This window comes from Pseudomonas sp. yb_5 (assembly GCF_043103865.1).
Classification (GTDB): domain Bacteria; phylum Pseudomonadota; class Gammaproteobacteria; order Pseudomonadales; family Pseudomonadaceae; genus Aquipseudomonas; species Aquipseudomonas putida_Y.
Map to the genome: position 1 here is coordinate 1 of NZ_JBICKE010000060.1, position 18,364 is coordinate 18,364.

At 62.5% G+C, this 18,364-nt stretch carries 15 protein-coding genes; 8 read left to right on the top strand and 7 right to left on the bottom strand.

The window, feature by feature from the left end:
- Positions 1-203 precede the first annotated feature (203 nt).
- Positions 204-887: a hypothetical protein gene (locus tag ACF8GF_RS08840; protein ID WP_176683101.1), complete on the bottom strand. Its 684-nt coding sequence runs from the start codon at positions 885-887 to the stop codon at positions 204-206.
- A 142-nt stretch (positions 888-1,029) separates the two neighbouring features.
- On the opposite strand from ACF8GF_RS08840, the gene ACF8GF_RS08845 reads away from it, so the two are divergent.
- The 7 genes from ACF8GF_RS08845 to yccS all read left to right on the top strand — a co-directional run bounded on the left by ACF8GF_RS08845 (position 1,030) and on the right by yccS (position 12,225).
- Complete coding sequence (locus ACF8GF_RS08845; protein WP_392461412.1) at positions 1,030-2,832, top strand: acyl-CoA dehydrogenase; 1,803 nt, start codon at positions 1,030-1,032, stop codon at positions 2,830-2,832.
- 31 nt (positions 2,833-2,863) lie between these two features.
- Complete coding sequence (locus ACF8GF_RS08850; protein ID WP_392487975.1) at positions 2,864-4,306, top strand: TldD/PmbA family protein; 1,443 nt, start codon at positions 2,864-2,866, stop codon at positions 4,304-4,306.
- The gene (locus ACF8GF_RS08855; RefSeq protein ID WP_176683098.1) at positions 4,306-5,625 is read left to right on the top strand and encodes a TldD/PmbA family protein; all 1,320 of its coding nucleotides are present in this window, start codon (positions 4,306-4,308) and stop codon (positions 5,623-5,625) included. The genes ACF8GF_RS08850 and ACF8GF_RS08855 overlap by 1 nt, the downstream gene beginning before the upstream one ends.
- Positions 5,626-5,731: 106 nt before the next feature.
- Positions 5,732-7,159 (top strand): multidrug transporter subunit MdtD, encoded by a 1,428-nt coding sequence (mdtD, locus tag ACF8GF_RS08860; RefSeq protein ID WP_176683097.1) that lies wholly within the window; start codon positions 5,732-5,734, stop codon positions 7,157-7,159.
- A 112-nt stretch (positions 7,160-7,271) separates the two neighbouring features.
- Positions 7,272-8,609 (top strand): ATP-dependent RNA helicase DbpA, encoded by a 1,338-nt coding sequence (gene dbpA / locus ACF8GF_RS08865; RefSeq protein WP_245355303.1) that lies wholly within the window; start codon positions 7,272-7,274, stop codon positions 8,607-8,609.
- A gap of 121 nt (positions 8,610-8,730) precedes the next feature.
- A complete protein-coding gene (locus ACF8GF_RS08870) occupies positions 8,731-9,912 on the top strand; it encodes an NAD(P)/FAD-dependent oxidoreductase (protein WP_176683095.1) in 1,182 nt (393 codons plus the stop codon).
- Between the two features lie 129 nt (positions 9,913-10,041).
- A complete protein-coding gene (gene yccS, locus ACF8GF_RS08875) occupies positions 10,042-12,225 on the top strand; it encodes a YccS family putative transporter (protein WP_176683094.1) in 2,184 nt (727 codons plus the stop codon).
- 30 nt (positions 12,226-12,255) lie between these two features.
- On the opposite strand, the gene ACF8GF_RS08880 is transcribed toward yccS, so the two are convergent.
- Positions 12,256-12,993, bottom strand: a complete 738-nt coding sequence (locus ACF8GF_RS08880; protein ID WP_392487976.1) for a substrate-binding periplasmic protein — start codon at positions 12,991-12,993, stop codon at positions 12,256-12,258.
- A gap of 153 nt (positions 12,994-13,146) precedes the next feature.
- Here ACF8GF_RS08880 and ACF8GF_RS08885 point away from each other — a divergent pair, with 153 nt between their 5' ends.
- Positions 13,147-13,599, top strand: coding sequence for a GNAT family N-acetyltransferase (locus ACF8GF_RS08885; RefSeq protein WP_176683092.1), 453 nt, complete (start codon positions 13,147-13,149; stop codon positions 13,597-13,599).
- Between the two features lie 57 nt (positions 13,600-13,656).
- Here the strand turns inward: ACF8GF_RS08885 and ACF8GF_RS08890 are convergent, their stop codons facing one another.
- The 5 genes from ACF8GF_RS08890 to ACF8GF_RS08910 all read right to left on the bottom strand — a co-directional run bounded on the left by ACF8GF_RS08890 (position 13,657) and on the right by ACF8GF_RS08910 (position 18,339).
- Positions 13,657-13,953, bottom strand: a complete 297-nt coding sequence (locus ACF8GF_RS08890) for a helix-turn-helix domain-containing protein (RefSeq protein WP_003249396.1) — start codon at positions 13,951-13,953, stop codon at positions 13,657-13,659.
- Between the two features lie 12 nt (positions 13,954-13,965).
- Positions 13,966-14,466, bottom strand: a complete 501-nt coding sequence (locus ACF8GF_RS08895; protein WP_176683255.1) for a M48 family metallopeptidase — start codon at positions 14,464-14,466, stop codon at positions 13,966-13,968.
- A 39-nt stretch (positions 14,467-14,505) separates the two neighbouring features.
- Positions 14,506-16,632 carry a bifunctional diguanylate cyclase/phosphodiesterase gene (locus tag ACF8GF_RS08900; protein ID WP_176683091.1) on the bottom strand — a complete coding sequence of 709 codons (2,127 nt, stop codon included), beginning with the start codon at positions 16,630-16,632 and terminating at the stop codon, positions 14,506-14,508.
- 212 nt (positions 16,633-16,844) lie between these two features.
- Positions 16,845-17,909, bottom strand: a complete 1,065-nt coding sequence (fba, locus tag ACF8GF_RS08905; protein WP_176683090.1) for a class II fructose-bisphosphate aldolase — start codon at positions 17,907-17,909, stop codon at positions 16,845-16,847.
- A 100-nt stretch (positions 17,910-18,009) separates the two neighbouring features.
- Entirely contained in the window at positions 18,010-18,339 is a 330-nt protein-coding gene (locus tag ACF8GF_RS08910) for an MliC family protein (RefSeq protein ID WP_176683089.1), read from the bottom strand.
- Positions 18,340-18,364 lie beyond the last annotated feature (25 nt).

An 18,364-nucleotide genomic window follows, 5' to 3' on the forward strand; every position in this document is an offset into this window, starting at 1 on the left:
CGGTGGTGGACACACACCGGGGGTTGGACACAGGCCGCTGTAGGAGCGGGTTTACCCGCGAAAGGGCCAGTCCCCAGACATATCAAAAAACTTTGCAGCAGGCTTCTACCCCAGCATCGAATGGTCTTCACGGAAAGTGGAAGCGCGGGGCGGATCGGGGACTGTCCGGAGCTCCACTCATACAGAGCTCCGGCCAAAATTGCTCAAACCATTCGTGAAAGCACAATCAAAGCAAACAGCTGCGCTGCCATGAGCGCAATACCCAGCAGCATCCAAAGCCAATTGGCCAGCGTGAACCGGCTGTTGGCCTTCCCTTCTTTGTCACCCGCACAGAAATTGATGCCCTTCTGCATGGACACCAGAATGATCAGCCAAGCGGCCTGAATGACTAAGCCCGCAAAATAGGCTGGCCACAACTGGCCTTCCAACACGACGCTAGCAACCACCCAGATAACGCAAAAAACGTAATAGCCCAGAGTGAGCCCCAGGATGGACCACGGATAGGTTTTACCTGAGTCGCGAATATGGTTATTTGCCCTTCTCAATAATGGATAGATGAAGAACACTGCAAAAGCACTTCGCCAGAACGGACTTACGCGCTCTCCCGTTTTCTCTCTATGCAGACTCCAACTTTGATAGAAGCAATAAACCCAGTAGAAGCCCAAGGTAAAGAAAGTCATTACGCCAAATTTCATGGGTGAGACTACGAAGAAGGGAACCTGATTGCCGTTGGCCTCAGCCAAGTCAGCGTTGTGGGCATCACTCATCTGAAACGTTTCCTTGTGAACACCAAAACGCACATTCAAGGCCAACTGACATACGATCCGCAGCAGTCCAATTACGATCTGGCTCGTGGGAAACGTCTCTGTATTGTCCCGGACAGGCATTACACGACCTGATCTGGCGTTGGTTTCACCAAAAAACGGCAGGTTTCCCGGCGTTCTCAACCCATATCACGCAAACCTATTAACCTGTCCCCAGTCCTAACACACTCCTACACTCGCAGCATCCCGCCTCAGGACCGCCACCATGCCCGAGACCTTGCTCAGCCCCCGCAACCTCGCCTTCGCGCTCTACGAAGTCCTCGACGCCGAAGCCCTCACTCAGCGCCCGCGCTTCGCCGAGCACAGCCGTGAAACCTTCGATGCGGCGCTGACCACCGCGCGTACCATCGCCGAAAAGTATTTCGCCCCGCACAACCGCAAGGCCGACGAAAACGAACCACGCTATGTGGACGGCCGCGCCGAGCTGATTCCCGAGGTGAAGCCCGCCGTCGATGCCTTCCTCGAAGCCGGCTTCCTCAATGCCAACCGTGATTTCGAAGTGGGTGGCATGCAGCTGCCCAGCCTGATCTCGCAAGCCTGCTTCGCACACTTCCAGGCCGCCAACGCGGGCACCACGGCCTACCCATTCCTGACCATGGGCGCGGCCAACCTGATCGAGAGCTTCGGCTCCGATGAACAGAAACGTCTGTTCCTGCAACCGATGATCGAAGGCCGCTATTTCGGCACCATGGCGCTGACCGAACCCCACGCCGGCTCTTCGCTGGCCGACATCCGCACCCGCGCCGAACCAGCCGGCGACGGCAGCTACCGGCTCAAAGGCAACAAGATATTCATTTCCGGCGGCGACCACGAACTGTCGGAAAACATCGTGCACATGGTGCTGGCCAAGCTTCCGGACGCCCCGCCCGGCGTTAAGGGCATCTCGCTGTTCATCGTGCCCAAGTACCACGTCAACCCGGACGGCAGCCGCGGCCCGCGCAACGATGTGCTGCTGGCCGGACTGTTCCACAAGATGGGCTGGCGCGGCACCACCTCGACCGCGCTGAACTTCGGCGACAATGGCCAGTGCGTCGGCTATCTGGTCGGCCAGCCACACCAAGGCCTGGCCTGCATGTTCCAGATGATGAACGAGGCGCGGATAGGCGTAGGCATGGGCGCGGTGATGCTGGGTTACGCCGGCTACCTCTACTCCCTGGAATACGCTCGCCAGCGGCCGCAGGGCCGGCTGCCGGACAACAAGGACCCACACAGCCCGGCGGTACCGATCATCGAGCACACGGATGTAAAACGTATGCTGCTGGCCCAGAAAGCTTACGTCGAAGGCGCCTTTGACCTTGGCCTGTACGCCGCGCGCCTGTTCGACGACACCCATACGGCCGCGGACGAAAACGCCCGCAAACTGGCGCAAGACCTGCTCGACCTACTGACCCCGATCGTCAAATCCTGGCCCTCGGCGTTCTGCCTCAAGGCCAACGAACTGGCGATCCAGATTCTTGGCGGCCATGGCTACACCCGCGAATACCCGGTTGAGCAGTACTACCGCGACAACCGCCTGAACCCGATCCACGAAGGTACCGAGGGTATCCAGTCGCTCGATTTGCTCGGCCGCAAGCTGGCACAGCACAATGGTGCCGGCCTCAAGCAACTGATCCGCCTGATCGCCGCCACCGGCGAGCGCGCCAGCCATCACCCCAACCTGGACCTGCTGCGCCAGCCGCTGGAGCAGTTGGTCAACCGCCTGCAAGGCGTCACCCTGGCCCTGCTCGGCGACCTGGCCCAAGGCAAAGTCGCTGGCGCCCTGGCCAACTCTGCCTTGTACCTCAAGGCCTTCGGCCACTGCGTGATCGGCTGGCGCTGGCTGGAGCAGGCGGTTCACGCCGAGCTTGGCCTGCTCAAGGGAACCGCTGCTGATCGCGACTTCTACCTTGGCAAGCTGCAAGCCGCACGTTATTTCCTGACCTGGGAAGTACCGGGCTGCCATAATGACCTGGCATTGCTCGAGGCACACGACGATACCTGCCTCGGCATGCAAGACGGGTGGTTCTAGGGGGAGCCACCGTGTACACGGAGGCATCCGCATGTTCGATTCCAGCGCCCTGCTGCGCCAGCGCTTTGCCGCGCTGCGCAGTACGGCCGAGTTGTTTTCCCTGCGCCATGTAAAACAGTCACACCAGGCGCTTTCGGTTCGCCGCAACGTCGCCGAACCACCCTTCTTCAGCCAGGATGAGGGCGCCATGCTCACCGTGCGGGTCAATGGCGTGGAGGCCTATGCTGCCACCGCCGACCTGTCCCAGGCTGGCCTGCAGCGCGCCCTTGAGCAAGCCGAGGCGCTGGCGCAGCAGATCGGCCGGCACAGCCTGCTGGACCTGCGCGAACAACCGGTGACCAGCGCACGCCACGACCATGTTTCGCCCAACTTCGACCAACCCTTGCCCAGCCTCGCCGACTGCCTTGGCCTGCTCGCCGCCGAATCGGCCAGCGTGCCCAGGGACAGCCGCCTGGTGGACTGGCAGGCCAGCCTGGGGCTGAGCCTGGTCGAGCAAACCTACCTCAACTCGGCCGGCGCCGAGCTGCGCCATGCCCAGCGCTTCCTGTTCCCGGGCCTTGGCGTAACGGCCAGCGATGGCCAGGACAGCCAGAGCCGCACCCTGGGCCGCGACAACTTCGGCCAGCAGGGTGGTTTCGAGATCATCGAGCGCTGTGGGCTGATCGGCGCGGCCAGCAGGGTGGCCGATGAAGCGCTGCAACTGCTGCTGGCACCGAACACCCCCAGCGGCCCACGCGACCTGCTATTGATGCCGGACCAGATGATGCTGCAGATTCACGAATCCATCGGCCACCCGCTGGAGATGGACCGCATTCTCGGCGACGAGCGCAACTACGCCGGCACCAGTTTTGTCAAAGCCAGCGACTTCGGCCATCTGCAGTACGGCTCCAGCTTGCTGAACGTGACCTTCGACCCGACCATTGGCGAAGAGCTGGCCAGCTACAGTCATGACGACGACGGCACCCCGGCCAGCAAAGCGTTCCTGATACGCGACGGCCTGCTGCTGCGCCCGCTGGGTGGCGCGCTGTCTCAGTTCCGTTCTGGCCTGGACGGCGTGGCCAACAGCCGCGCCTGCGGCTGGAACCGGGCACCGATCGACCGCATGGCCAACCTCAACATCGAGCCGGGCGACCAGTCTTTCGAGCAGCTGATCGGAGGCATCGAGCATGGCATCCTGATGCGTACCAATCGTTCCTGGTCCATCGACGATGCGCGCAACAAGTTCCAGTTCGGCTGCGAATGGGGCCAGTTGATCGAGAACGGCCAGCTCAAGGGCATCGTCAAGAACCCCAACTACCGTGGTATCTCCGCGCAGTTCTGGCGCAACCTGTCGGCGGTCGGCGACCGCAGTACCTTCCAGGTGCTGGGCACGCCCAACTGCGGCAAGGGCGAACCCAACCAGGTGGTGCGCGTGGGCCACGCCTCACCGGCCTGCGTGTTCCGCCAGATCGATGTATTCGGAGGAGACGCCTGATGAAGCACGCTTTCGAAAACCTGGTAGGGGACGTGCACGCCGCCCTTCAGGCTGGCGAGCAGTTCACCCTCGGCTACAGTGCCGAGCAATCGCAGTTCGTGCGTTTCAACCATGCCAAGGTGCGCCAGGCCGGCGAAGTCAGCCAGGCCTGTGCGCAACTGCGACTGGTGCGCGATGGGCGCCAGGCGGAACAACAGGTGACCTTGAGTGGCGACGCACAACTGGATCGCCAGCGTCTGAACGTTGCGCTCGAGCAGTTGCGCCAGACCTTGCCGCTGCTTGCCCTCGACCCTTACCTGCGCCTGGACGAAAATGCCTGGCACAGCCATAGCCTGCAGGAACACCCCCTGCCCGCACTGAACGAAGTACTGCCCCTGCTCGAGCGTGAAGCAGGCGACCTGGACCTGGTCGGCATTTATGCCGCAGGCCCGGTCTGCCGTGGCTTCGCCAGCTCGTTCGGCGCCTTCGGCTGGCACCAGGCCAACAGTTTCAACGTCGACTGGAGCCTGTTCCACGATAATGGCCAGGCGGTGAAGGCCAACTATGCCGGCCAGGTCTGGAGTGCCGACGACTTCACCGCACGCCTGCGCCAAGCACGAGAGCAGTTGGGCTTCCTCGATCGCCCGGCAGTTACCCTCAAGCCCGGCACCTACCGTGCCTACCTGGCACCCGCGGCCATGGACGAAATCGCCGGCATGCTGTGCTGGGGCGGCTTTTCCGCGCAAGCCCTGGCCACTGGAAACAGTGCCCTGCAGCGCCTGTACAATGGCGATGCTCGGCTTAGCCCGCTGGTGAGTTTTACCGAGCAGGTCAGCGGCTCGCTTAGCCCGGCATTTTCCGATGAAGGTGCACCGCGCCTGGATGTGCCGCTGATCCAGCAAGGTGAAGCCCGGCAGCGGTTGATCAGTGCGCGCAGCGCGGCCGAGTTCGAGCTGCAGGCCAATGGCGCCGACGGCTACGAATCGCCCTGTGCGCTCAGCCTGGCGCCGGGCAATCTGGCCAGTGCGCAGATCCTTGAGCGTCTAGGCACCGGGCTGTACATCAGCAACTTGTGGTACCTGAACTACTCGGACCTGCCAGCGGCGCGCATGACCGGGCTGACCCGCTTCGCCACTTTCTGGGTAGAAGACGGGCAGATCCAGGGGCCGGTGAGCACCATGCGCTTCGATGACAGCCTGTACAGCTTGCTGGGTAGCCAGTTGGAGGACCTGACCCAGGAGCGCGAGATGATTCTGTCGACCAGTACTTATGGACAGCGCAGTACCGGGTCGAGTCATTTGCCCGGGGCACTGGTCAAAGGCCTGACCCTGACATTGTGACTGGACTTGCCGGCCCTTTCGCGGCTAAAGCCGCTCCTACAAGGAACGCGTAAACCTTGTAGCGGCTTTAGCCGCGAAAGGGCCGGCACTGACAAACGAGGACGTCATGCCCGAACGCACCCCGCTGGACCCCGTCACTGCCCGCTGGATCCCTTGGGTGGTGGCCATCGCTTTCTTCATGCAGTCCCTGGACGGCACCATCCTCAACACTGCGCTGCCGGCCATGGCCCGCTCGTTGGCCGAAGACCCTTTGCGCATGCAGGGTGTGATCATTGCCTACATGCTCACCGTGGCCCTGCTGATCCCTGCCTCAGGCTGGATCGCCGACCGTTTCGGCACCAAGCGCATCTTCTTCAGCGCCATCTTGCTGTTCAGCTTTGGCTCGCTGCTGTGCGCCGCAGCCAACAGCCTTGGCTTCCTGATCTTCGCCCGCGTAGTGCAGGGCCTGGGTGGTGCGCTGATGCTGCCGGTCGGGCGGCTGGTGGTGCTGCGCGCCTACCCACGCAGCGAGCTGGTGCGGATCATGAGTTTCATCACCATCCCCGGTCTGCTCGGGCCATTGCTGGGCCCAACGGTCGGTGGCTGGCTGGTGGAAATCCTCAGCTGGCACTGGATCTTCCTGCTCAACCTGCCAGTCGGCCTGCTTGGCTGCATTGCCGTGTGGAAGTTCATCCCGGACTTGCGCGGTGCCGAGCGCACCACCTTCGACGGCCCTGGTTTCCTGCTGTTCGGCGCAGCGATGGTACTGATCACCATTGCCATGGAAGGCCTGGGCGAGCTGCACCTGCCGCACTTGCGGGTAATGTTGCTGCTGTTCGCCGGCATGGCCTGCCTGGCCGCGTACTGGCTGCGAGCCGGGCGCGACCCGGAGCCACTGTTCTCGCCCAGCCTGTTCCGCGTGCGCACCTTCGCCATCGGCATCCTCGGCAACCTGTTCGCCCGCCTGGGCAGCGGCGCTCTGCCCTTTCTGGTGCCGTTGCTGCTGCAGGTCGCACTGGGCTACTCACCCGCTCAGGCAGGCATGAGCATGATCCCGCTGGCGGTGGCGGCCATGCTGGCCAAGTCCATTGCCCGGCCGCTGATCGAACGGTTCGGATATCGCATCATTCTCACCGGTAATACCTTGCTGCTGGGCATCCTGCTGGCAAGCCTGGGCCTGGTGGACGAGCAGACCCCTTATTGGCTGCTGTTGGTGCAACTCGGCCTACTGGGCGCGGTGAATTCCATGCAGTTCACTGCGATGAACACAGTGACGCTCATCGATCTCGACGATGCCAGCGCCAGCAGCGGTAACAGCCTGCTGTCGGTGGTCGCGCAACTGTCGCTGAGCCTGGGCGTGGCTTGCGCCGGCGCACTGTTGGGCGGCTTTACTGCGGCAGGCAGCGCCGAGGGCGTGGAAACCACCCTGGGCGCGTTCCAGCTGACCTTCGTCACCATCGGTGTAATGGCCATGCTGGCGGCGGCGATCTTCCTGCAACTGGCGCCGACGGACGGAAGGCGTGCCCGTCGTCCGGAACAACACATGGAGTCGTAGGGCGAATGGCCACGAGGCTGGTAGACTGTGCGGCATTTTTCGCTTCGCAACGCAGGCCCGCCTCGTGACCACCGAATCCACCGCCTTTGCCACCTTGCCGCTGTCCACTGCCATGCTGGCCAACCTGGACGCCCTCGGCTATGCGTCGATGACGCCTATCCAGGCCCAGAGCCTGCCTGTCATCCTCAAAGGCCAGGACCTGATCGCCCAGGCCAAGACCGGTAGCGGCAAGACCGCCGCCTTCGGCATCGGCCTGCTCAACCCGATCAACCCGCGCTACTTCGGCTGCCAGGCGTTGGTGCTCTGTCCTACCCGCGAGCTCGCCGACCAGGTGGCCAAGGAGCTGCGCCGCCTGGCCCGTGCCGAGGACAACATCAAGATCCTGACCCTGTGCGGCGGCGTTTCGCTGGGCCCACAGATCGCTTCGCTGGAGCACGGCGCGCACATCATCGTCGGCACCCCAGGGCGCATCCAGCAGCACCTGGACAAAGGCACCCTTGTACTGGACGGGTTGAACACCCTGGTACTGGACGAAGCCGACCGCATGCTCGACATGGGCTTCTTCGACGCCATCGCCAGCATCATCGGCAAGACCCCGTCGCGCCGTCAGACCCTGCTGTTCTCTGCCACCTACCCGGCCGGCATCAAGCAACTGGCCGCCGACTTCATGCGCAACCCGCAGCAGGTCAAGGTCGAGAGCCTGCACACCGACAACCAGATCGAGCAGCGTTTCATCGAGATTGACCCGCAGCAACGCCTGGAAGCCGTCACCCGAGTGCTCGGCCACTACCGCCCGCAGTCGTGCGTAGCGTTCTGTTTCACCAAGCAGCAATGCGAGGACGTGGTTGCCCACCTGACCGCCAAGGGCATCGTCGCCCAGGCCCTGCATGGCGACCTGGAACAGCGCGACCGTGACCAGGTGCTGACCATGTTCGCCAACCGCAGCAGCTCGGTGCTGGTGGCTACCGACGTGGCCGCCCGCGGCCTGGACATCGATGGCCTGGACATGGTCATCAACGTGGAGCTGGCGCGTGATGCGGAAATCCACGTGCACCGCGTGGGCCGTACCGGCCGCGCCGGCGAGAAAGGCGTCGCGGTCAGCCTGGTGGCACCAGCCGAAGGCCACCGCGCCCAGGCCATCGAAGCGCTGCAGAAGAGCCCGCTGCGCTGGGACCAGCTGGACAGCCTGAAAAACAAGGGCGGCGAGCCCCTGCTGCCGGTGATGACCACACTGTGCATTGCCGCTGGCCGCAAGGACAAGCTGCGCCCTGGCGACATCCTGGGGGCCTTGACCGGTGATGCCGGCATTCCGGGCAAGCAGGTGGGCAAGATCGCCATCTTCGACTTCCAGGCATTTGTGGCCGTGGAGCGGGCGTTGGCCAAGCAGGCCATGCAGCGGCTGAACAGCGGCAAGATCAAGGGCCGCGCCCTGAAAGTCCGCATTATCTAAAGCCAGGCAAATCCCTTGTAGGAGCGGGTTTACCCGCGAATGCGGCAGTGAATGCACCATCGCATTCGCGGGTGAACCCGCTCCCACGGGGCTCAGCATTTCAAATCTGAAGGTTCATACCGTGCACTCCACCGACGTGATCATCCTTGGCGCCGGCGCCGCCGGCCTGATGTGCGCCCAGCTCAGCGCCCGTCGTGGCCGTCGGGTGCTGCTGCTCGACCACGCCAACAAGCCAGGCAAGAAGATCCTCATGTCCGGCGGCGGGCGCTGCAACTTCACCAACCTGTACACTGAGCCGGCCAACTTCCTCTCGCACAATGCGCACTTCTGCAAGTCGGCGCTGGCTCGCTACACCCAATGGGATTTCATCGAGCTGGTCTGCAAGCATGGCGTGGCCTACCACGAGAAGAAGCTCGGGCAACTGTTCTGCGACAACAAGGCCAGCGACATCCTCGACATGCTGCTGGCCGAGTGCGACGAGGCCGGTGCCGAGATCCGCATGCACACCCGTATCGAACAGATCGAAAAGACCGAAAGCGGCTACCTGTTGCAGACCAGCGGCGGCCAGTTCGCCTGCCAGTCGCTGGTCATCGCCACCGGCGGCCTTTCGATCCCTACCCTGGGCGCCACCGGTTTCGGCTACCAGGTGGCCCGCCAGTTCGGCCACACCTTGCTGCCAACCCGCGCCGGGCTCGTGCCATTCACCATCACCGAGCCCCAACTCAAGGCGATGTGCACCGAGTTGTCCGGCACCTCGCTGGACTGTACTGCCAGTTGCAATGGCACCAGCTTCCGCGAAAACCTGCTGTTCACGCACCGCGGCCTGAGCGGCCCGGCGATCCTGCAGATCTCGTCGTTCTGGGAAGCCGGTGACACAGTCGAGATCAACCTGTTGCCCGACCGCGATGCGCTTTCCTGGCTGCAACAGATGCAGGCCGAACGCGCCAACGCAGAACTGAAGACCGTGCTGGGCGAAGTGTTCACCCGCAAGCTGGCCAACCTGCTGGCCGAGCAGTGGTTCGAGTCGAAACCGATGAAGCAGTACACTCCGGCAGAACTGGCACAAATCGCCGAAACGCTGGCGAACTGGCAAGTTGTGCCGGCCGGCACCGAAGGCTACCGCACCGCCGAAGTGACCCTGGGCGGCGTGGATACCCGCGAGGTGTCGTCCAAGACCATGGAATCGCTGAAAAGCCCCGGTTTGTACTTCATCGGTGAAGTGCTGGATGTCACCGGCCACCTGGGCGGTTTCAACTTCCAGTGGGCCTGGGCATCGGCGAACGCCGCAGCGCAGTTCGTGTAGGGTAGAATCCTTTCAGCAGCACGGAACGCTTCTTGCTGGCCCGTGCCTGGAGCCGTTATTGGGGCCGCTTCGCGTCCCCAATAACCGGCCCTGAAAGGTATTCTTCTGATCACCGCCTGGCAGGCCATCATGTCATCGAGCTCGTTCCGTCAGTCACTGCGTCGCCTGTGGGGCCAAGACAAGTTCAGCTACAGCATCCGGGTCACCATTGCCCTCACCGGCAGCCTGGCCCTGTGCTGGTACCAGAACGAGATGGCCCTGCTGATTCCCCTGTTCCTCGGCATCATCGCCAGCGCCCTGGCCGAAACCGACGACAGCTGGCAGGGCCGCCTCAGCGCCCTGGCCGTTACCCTGGTGTGTTTCGCCATCGCTGCACTGGCGGTCGAATTGCTGTTCCCCTACCCATGGATCTTCGTCATTGCCCTGGCCCTGGCCGCCTTTGGCCTGACCATGCTCGGGGCGCTGGGCGAGCGCTACGGCGCTATCGCTTCGGCCACCTTGATCACTGCGGTCTACACCATGATCGGCGTGGACCAGCGCGGCGGCCAGGTCACCGACTTCTGGCACGAACCGCTGCTGCTGGTGGCAGGTGCGGCCTGGTACGGGCTGTTGTCGGTACTATGGCAGGCGCTGTTTTCCAACCAGCCGGTACAACAGAGCCTGGCCAAACTGTTCTTCGAGCTGGGCAGCTACCTCAAGCTCAAGGCCAGCCTGTTCGAACCGATCCGCACGCTCGACGTCGAGGCCCGGCGCCTGGAACTGGCCCAGCAGAACGGCAAGGTGGTGGCAGCGCTGAACGCCGCCAAGGAGATCATCCTGCACCGGGTGGGCAACAGCCAGCCAAACTCGAAGGTGAGCCGCTACCTCAAGCTGTACTTCCTGGCCCAGGACATCCACGAGCGTGTCAGTGCCTCGCACTACCCCTACAACGCACTGACCGAGGCGTTTTTCCACAGCGACGTCATGTTCCGCTGCCAGCGCCTGTTGCGTAAGCAGGGTTCATCTTGCCAGGAACTGGCCCGCTCGATCCGCCTGCGCCAACCGTTCGTGCTGGCCAGCGGTTATCCAGAAGCCCTCGAGGACCTCAACGCCTCGCTGGAGCACCTGCGCATCCAGAGCAACCCGGCCTGGCGCGGCCTGCTGCGGTCGCTGCGGGCGCTGGCTGCCAACCTGGCAACGCTGGACCGCCTGCTCAGTGCCGCCAGCAACCCGGACAGCCTGGCCGATGCCAGCGACAGCAGCCTGCTCGACCGCTCGCCACGCTCGCTGAAGGACGTGTGGACGCGCCTGCGCACTCAGCTCACACCGACCTCGCTGTTGTTCCGCCATGCCTTGCGCCTACCGCTGGCACTGTCGATCGGCTATGGCATGGTGCACCTGATTCACCCGACCCAAGGCTACTGGATCATCCTCACCACGCTGTTCGTGTGCCAGCCCAACTACGGCGCCACCCGGCGCAAGCTGGTGCAGCGGATCTTCGGCACTGCCGTTGGCCTGACAGTGGGCTGGGCCTTGTTCGACCTCTTCCCCAACCCGGTCATCCAGTCGTTGTTCGCCGTGGTTGCCGGGGTGGTGTTCTTCGTCAACCGCACCACCCGCTACACCCTGGCCACTGCCGCGATCACCCTGATGGTGCTGTTCTGCTTCAACCAGATCGGCGATGGCTACGGCCTGTTCCTGCCACGCCTGTTCGATACCTTGGTGGGCAGCCTGATTGCCATCCTCGCGGTGTTCCTGTTCCTGCCTGACTGGCAGGGCCGACGGCTGAACAAGGCGCTGGCCAATACCCTGGCCTGCGCCAGCGTGTACCTGCGCCAGATCATGCAGCAGTATGCCCACGGCAAGCGCGACGACCTGGCCTACCGCCTGGCCCGGCGCAATGCCCACAACGCTGATGCGGCGCTGTCCACCACCTTGGCCAACATGCTGATGGAGCCGGGGCATTTCCGTAAGGAGGCCGACGTTGGCTTTCGCTTCCTGGTGCTGTCGCACACCTTGCTCAGCTACCTCTCGGGGTTAGGCGCGCACCGCGACACGGCGCTGCCGGCGGAGGTGCAGGAGCAATTGATCGAAGGCGCCGGGCAAAGCCTGGCCAGCAGCCTGGACGAGATTGCCAACGGCCTGGCCGCACGGCTGCCGGTGGCGATTCACAGTGATACCGAAGAGGCGCTGGCCAATGCCCTGGAGCAGATGCCGGAAGATCTGGATGAGCATCAGCGGTTGGTGCAGACGCAGTTGGCGTTGATCTGCCGGCAGTTGGGGCCATTGCGGACCCTGGCGGCACACCTGATCAAGGAAGGTGCCCCGGCCTGATAGTTTTATCGCCTGTGCTGGCCGCAGCGCTCAAAAACCATACTGATGCAGCAGCCGGGCATAGCTGCCATCCGCCTTCATCGCCGCTATCGCCTGCTCGAAGCGCTCGACGATCCGCTTATGCTCCGGATGCTTCAGGCTGACCAGTATATGCAGGGTGTTCTCCCCCAGCGGCGGGTCCACCAGCACCACCCCATCACGCACTTCCTGCGGCTCACGCTGCAGGTTGTAGCGGGCCACGTACTCGTCTTCCACCGCCAGGCTCACCCGCCCAGCCGCCAACATGCGTACCGCAGAAGAAAAGTTGCGCACCGGCACTTTGTGCAAACCGGGATCCCCGTCGAATTCCGGTGAATAGGCGTAATCACGCACTACCGCAATGCTGTAGGCATAAAGGTCAGACAGACGCTTGTAGCTAAACGCCTCGCCCTTACGTTGCAGCAGGCGAATACGATTACTCAGGTAGGCGCTGGAGAATTGCCCTATATTGGTGCGCGAGTCGTTGTACCAGGCATTGATCAGCACGTCATAGCGCCCTTCACCTACCCCCAGTAACGCCCTCGCCCACGGCACCTCTTCATAACCGCTGGCGTAGCCGGCACGGGCCAGTGCCGTGGTAACGATGCTGGTCGCAAGGCCGCCGCCCGGCATCCTGGCATCGGTGAACGGTGGCCAGTTGTCAGCCACCAGGCGTAGCTTGTCGCGACTCAGGGCGGGTGTTGCCAGCATCGTTGCCAGTAATCCCAGAACACAAAGCAGTGGCCGCATGCTCACGTCCTTTCGCAATGGAGGGCAACACTGGCAGTGAGATTACACAAAGCTGTTGCCGAGGGCAGCGGCCAATAGTGTCATTTAGCCTCTATTTTGGCCGAAGCACATGCAGCATGCGATGATCGAGACCCATCCAAGGAGTTCGCGCCAATGTCAATCGCCTGGCTGTGCAAGCACCACACTGACCTCGGCAAAGAGCAGCTCTACGCCATTCTGCAGTTACGCACTGAAGTATTCGTGGTGGAGCAGCGCCATGCCTACCAGGAAGTCGATGGTCAGGACCTGACTGGCGATACCTTGCATCTCATGGCCTGGCACAAAGACAAGCTGGTAGCCTACCTGCGCCTGCTGGATCCGCAGTCACAAGGTGGGGATGTGGTGATGGGGCGATTGGTGACATCACCGCAGGCGCGAACTTTGAAGCTTGAAGAAAGCTTGCTGCTCAAGGGGTTGGAGGCAGCGGACCATTGTTGGCCTGGGGTGCCGGTTTATCTGTCGGCTCAGGCGCATTTGCAGGATTTTTATGCCCGCCATGGGTTTGCGGTGGTGAGCGGGGAGTCTCTGGTGGACGGCATCGTGTCTATCGGGATGCGCAAGGGTTGAGTCAACCGCGTGGGAGCGGGTTTGCCCGCGAAGCTGACACCGCGCAGGCTTTTCAGATCAGGGGTAGCCCAGTACTTCGCGGATCTGCCGCAGGTGACGGATGATCCACTGCTTGTCGATCGCCCCCCAGTCATGAATACGGTAATGCCCGGCGTGGTTGCGTGCGCCTTCCTGCTGTTCGAACTCGCAGACGATGTCCAGGTCGGCCAGCGCGGCGATAGTGTCCTGGGCTGTCCGGCGGGGCATGCCAGTGGCCTCCATCAGGGCGGGCACGCTGGTCGCCGTCTGGCTGTCGATCAGCCAGGCCACGTACAGCCGGCGGTAGAAGCTGCTCTTGGTCTTGCTTACTTCCATGCTGCTTGTTCCTTAGAGGTTGCCCGGCAGCTCCCGGTAGGTCAGGTAGACGCGCAGGTCGAATTCCAGTTGGTGATAGTCCGGCTCCATGTGCTGGCAGAGCTGGTAGAACGCCTTGTTGTGATCTCGCTCGCGCAGGTGCGCCAACTCGTGCACAACGATCATGCGCAAGAACTGTGGCGCGGCTTCCTTGAACAGTGAGGCAATACGGATTTCCTTCTTCGCCTTGAGCTTGCCGCCCTGCACCCGCGATACCGCCGTGTTCAAGCCCAGGGCTCGATGCGTCAGGTCGAGGCGACTATCGAACAGCACCTTGTCCAGGTTTGGCGCACTTCGCAGGTACTGTTGGCGCAGATCCTGGGCATAGCCATACAGCGCCTTGTCGTTTTGCACGTCATGGCGGTCAGGGTAACGGCGCTGCAGGTATTCACCCAGGCGGTCGCTGTCGATCATCTGCCGCACCTGCTGCTGCAGGTGCGGGGGGTAGGCTTGCAAGTAACGTAGTACGGTCATGGCGCTGTATTCGGCGTAACGAATACCGATTCTAGCCAATCACGGCCCTGGCCAGGAGAAAATTGCCGGGAAGCCGCTGGCGTCAGCAGCAGTCATCGGATAAGCCACCAGGAAGCCCTGAACGTATTCGCAACCATTGGCCTTGAGCCAGGCTGCCTGCGCCGGGGTCTCCACGCCCTCGGCGATCACCGTGATACGGTAGTCGGCGCACAGGCCGATCACGCTGCGAGCCAACGCAGCATCTACCGCCGAATCGGGCAGGCGTGCAACCAGATGACGATCGAGCTTGAGGGTATCGATAGGCAGGTCGCGCAGCATGCGCAACGAACAGTCACCCGCTCCGAAGTCATCCAGGGCCACCCTCACGCCCAGCTCACGCAAGCGGTGTATCTGTTTGACGGCCGCATCGATGTTGTACATCAGCGAGGTTTCCGCCACTTCCACTTCCAACTGCGTCGGGACAAGCTGGTAGAGCTGGATGACCCGTTGCAGTTCTTCGACCAGGCCAGGCATGACGAACTGCGCGCGGCTCAGGCTGATGCCAAGCACGAGGTCCGGCGGAAACCGGTCGTACCAGGCCTGCCGCTGCGCGGCCCCTTGGCGGTAGATCCAGCTGGCCAGGCGGTTGATCAGCCGCGCTTCTTCCAGCAACGGGATGAACAGCCCCGGCGGTACATCGCCAACGCTGGGGTGCTGCCAGCGCAGCAAGGCCTCGAAACCACGCAGGCGACCATCGTGGAAAGCTACCTGTGGCTGGTACACCAAGGTAAAGTCCTGCTGCTCGATGGCCGCGCGCACGCTGTCTTCGAGCATCAACCGCGAGCGTGCCCGCCCATTGAGCTCCTGGTCGTAGAAGCGGTATTGCTGACGCCCAGCTTGCTTGGCTGCGTACATCGCTGTATCGGCCGAACGCAGCAGGCCTTCGACATTGGCGCCGCAGTCCGGGTAGGTGGCAATGCCGATGCTGACCCCAAGGCAGACATCGAGCCCATCTACCTCATGGCTGATGGAAACACGCTCGAGCAACCGTTCGGCATAACGCCCGGCCTGCTCCGGGTAGGGCAAGCTGTCGAACAGTGCGGTGAACTCATCGCCGCCCATACGCGCCAGCAAGGCCTCACTGCCCAGGCAGTCCTTGAGTTGCTCGGCGACCCAGCGTAACACCCGGTCGCCCGCGTCGTGACCGAGCGAGTCGTTGATGCGCTTGAAGCCATCCAGGTCCATGTACATCAGCGCCTGCGCCTTGGCCGAGCGCTCGTTGCGTAACAGAGCACCTTCAGCAGCCTGGTAGAAACCCCGGCGGTTGAGCAGACCGGTGAGCGGGTCAGTAATGGCCTGGTATTCCAGCTGCTGGTGCAAGTTACGCACCACCGACATGTCCAGCACGGTCACCACCATCGCCTGCTGGTCGGCCGGCAACGGCGCACAGGACAGCGCCACCGGTACAGATTCACCCCCTTGGGTACGCAGTTGGGCATCGTGTACGCGGAAGATCTGCCGCCCCTGATAGGCCTTGTAGAAGTCCGACTCGCGCCATAGGCTGGCACTGGCCAGATGCACAACGTCGAGCAATTGGGTGCCCTGCAGTTGTTGCACCGGCGCCCCCAGCAAACGGGAAATGGCCGGATTGGCAAAACTGATAATGCCATTGGCATCAACCACCAGAATGCCTTCAGCGGCATTTTCCAGGATGGACGCATTGAATGCCCTGGCCGCCTCGAGCTCGCGACTCAGCTGCTGCAGCATGCGCCGGTTGCGCTGCTGGTCGAGAAGAGCCTGAACCTTGGGCTTGAGGATTTGCGGGTCGAACGGTTTGAACATGTAGTCCACGGCGCCGCTGGCGTAGCCTTTGAGCACGGCCGCTTCGGACTGTTCGTTGGCGGTGAGGAAAATGATCGGGGTCAGTCGGGTACGCTGATTGCCGCGCATCAGCCGTGCGACTTCAAAGCCGTCCATTTCCGGCATCTGTACATCCATCAACACCAGGTCGACTTCGTACTCCAGCAATGCGCTCAAGGCTTCTATCCCAGAGCTTGCCGTCAATACTTGCCAATCCTGCCGGGCCAGCAAGGCCCGCATGCTGATGAGGTTCTCGGGGTAGTCGTCTACCACCAGAAGAACTGAGCTGCCATCCAGTGGCTGCTGTTTAGGGTGAGCGCCATCCATGCTGCTTCTCTGTTATGTGACCGACTTCAAAATACGGTTGGATCCATTAGTACTCTAGACCTGAGGCAGCAACACGCAATGCAATCAGAACGCTATCAATGGCCAAACTGTACGGTAGCCGACTAACGGTCGGTCTGCCTGATTTATGTCCACGTATCCATCGCCCATAAAAAAACCCGCATCGCTGCGGGTTTTTCAGGGTTACCAGTCGATCAGTTGACCTTGGCGGCCAGCTCACCTTTCAGGTAGCGCTGGAACATACCTTCCAGGGAGATCGGCTTGATCTTCGAGGCATTGCCAGCGGTGCCGAAGGCTTCGTAACGGGCGATGCACACGTCACGCATGGCCTTGATGGTTTCACCGAAGAACTTGCGCGGGTCGAACTCGCTCGGGTTCTGCGCCATCAGGCGGCGCATGGCACCGGTGGACGCCAGACGCAGGTCGGTATCGATGTTGACCTTGCGCACGCCGTGCTTGATGCCTTCAACGATTTCTTCGACCGGTACACCGTAGGTTTCTTTGATGTCGCCGCCGTACTGGTTGATGATCGCCAGCCACTCTTGCGGTACCGAGGACGACCCGTGCATCACCAGGTGGGTGTTGGGAATGCGCTTGTGGATTTCCTTGATGCGATCGATGGCCAGTACGTCACCGGTTGGTGGCTTGGTGAACTTGTAGGCACCGTGGCTGGTACCGATGGCGATCGCCAGGGCGTCGACCTGGGTCTTCTTGACGAAGTCGGCGGCTTCTTCCGGGTCGGTCAGCATCTGGCTGTGATCCAGCACGCCTTCGGCGCCGATCCCGTCTTCTTCACCGGCCATGCCGGTTTCCAGCGAACCCAGGCAGCCCAGCTCGCCTTCAACCGAAACGCCGCAAGCGTGAGCCATGGCAACGGTCTGCTGGGTAACGCGGACGTTGTACTCGTAGTCGGTCGGGGTCTTGCCGTCTTCACCCAGCGAACCGTCCATCATGACCGAGCTGAAGCCCAGCTGGATCGAGCGCTGGCAGACGTCAGGGCTGGTACCGTGGTCCTGGTGCATGCACACCGGGATGTGCGGGAACTCTTCGATGGCAGCCAGGATCAGGTGGCGCAGGAATGGCGCACCAGCGTATTTGCGGGCACCGGCCGAAGCCTGGACGATCACGGGGGAGTCGGTCTTGTCGGCCGCTTCCATGATGGCGCGCATCTGCTCGAGGTTGTTGACGTTGAAAGCTGGAACGCCATAGCCGAACTCGGCGGCGTGGTCCAGCATCTGGCGCATGCTAATGAGTGCCATTGTGTATCTCTCTCCCGACAAGCGTCGTTTGTTTCGTGCAAGCCTGCCGCAGGGGCGGTTGCTGTTCAAGTAGTGTGGGCCACCCTTGCGGCCCGGCCAGTCACGGTGCCTTGCAGCCCCGCCCAATCAGATCGTTGGTTGCCACCCAGTACACCAGGCCTTCTTCGCCCTTGGTGTGGAAGGCCAGCATGCCATCGCTGTACAGCGCGCCTGAGGCACCCGGTTCAGCCTTGAGCCGGTAGACCTGGTCGCCGCCGCCAAGGCGCACGTCAACCTGTTCGCGTTGCACATCGGCAAAGCGCCAAAGCACCTCAGCCTGGGTGTCGCAGACCCAACGGGTCCAGTTGTCTGCCGGGGCGGGTTGCGCCGGCTGCAGCAGTGAGCATCCTGCCAGTGTCGCCAGGGCCGTCACGGCCAAAAGCGCTTTCATTCAGTTTCCTCGATTTGGGGCTGCT

What these genes read in the sequence shown, in the direction of transcription:
- ACF8GF_RS08840 (WP_176683101.1), bottom strand. Translation starts at nt 887, where the DNA reads ATGCCTGTCCGGGACAATACAGAGACGTTTCCCACGAGCCAGATCGTA.
- ACF8GF_RS08845 (WP_392461412.1), top strand. Translation starts at nt 1,030, where the DNA reads ATGCCCGAGACCTTGCTCAGCCCCCGCAACCTCGCCTTCGCGCTCTAC.
- ACF8GF_RS08850 (WP_392487975.1), top strand. Translation starts at nt 2,864, where the DNA reads ATGTTCGATTCCAGCGCCCTGCTGCGCCAGCGCTTTGCCGCGCTGCGC.
- ACF8GF_RS08855 (WP_176683098.1), top strand. Translation starts at nt 4,306, where the DNA reads ATGAAGCACGCTTTCGAAAACCTGGTAGGGGACGTGCACGCCGCCCTT.
- mdtD (WP_176683097.1), top strand. Translation starts at nt 5,732, where the DNA reads ATGCCCGAACGCACCCCGCTGGACCCCGTCACTGCCCGCTGGATCCCT.
- dbpA (WP_245355303.1), top strand. Translation starts at nt 7,272, where the DNA reads ATGCTGGCCAACCTGGACGCCCTCGGCTATGCGTCGATGACGCCTATC.
- yccS (WP_176683094.1), top strand. Translation starts at nt 10,042, where the DNA reads ATGTCATCGAGCTCGTTCCGTCAGTCACTGCGTCGCCTGTGGGGCCAA.
- ACF8GF_RS08880 (WP_392487976.1), bottom strand. Translation starts at nt 12,993, where the DNA reads ATGCGGCCACTGCTTTGTGTTCTGGGATTACTGGCAACGATGCTGGCA.
- ACF8GF_RS08885 (WP_176683092.1), top strand. Translation starts at nt 13,147, where the DNA reads ATGTCAATCGCCTGGCTGTGCAAGCACCACACTGACCTCGGCAAAGAG.
- ACF8GF_RS08890 (WP_003249396.1), bottom strand. Translation starts at nt 13,953, where the DNA reads ATGGAAGTAAGCAAGACCAAGAGCAGCTTCTACCGCCGGCTGTACGTG.
- ACF8GF_RS08895 (WP_176683255.1), bottom strand. Translation starts at nt 14,466, where the DNA reads ATGACCGTACTACGTTACTTGCAAGCCTACCCCCCGCACCTGCAGCAG.
- ACF8GF_RS08900 (WP_176683091.1), bottom strand. Translation starts at nt 16,632, where the DNA reads ATGGATGGCGCTCACCCTAAACAGCAGCCACTGGATGGCAGCTCAGTT.
- fba (WP_176683090.1), bottom strand. Translation starts at nt 17,909, where the DNA reads ATGGCACTCATTAGCATGCGCCAGATGCTGGACCACGCCGCCGAGTTC.
- ACF8GF_RS08910 (WP_176683089.1), bottom strand. Translation starts at nt 18,339, where the DNA reads ATGAAAGCGCTTTTGGCCGTGACGGCCCTGGCGACACTGGCAGGATGC.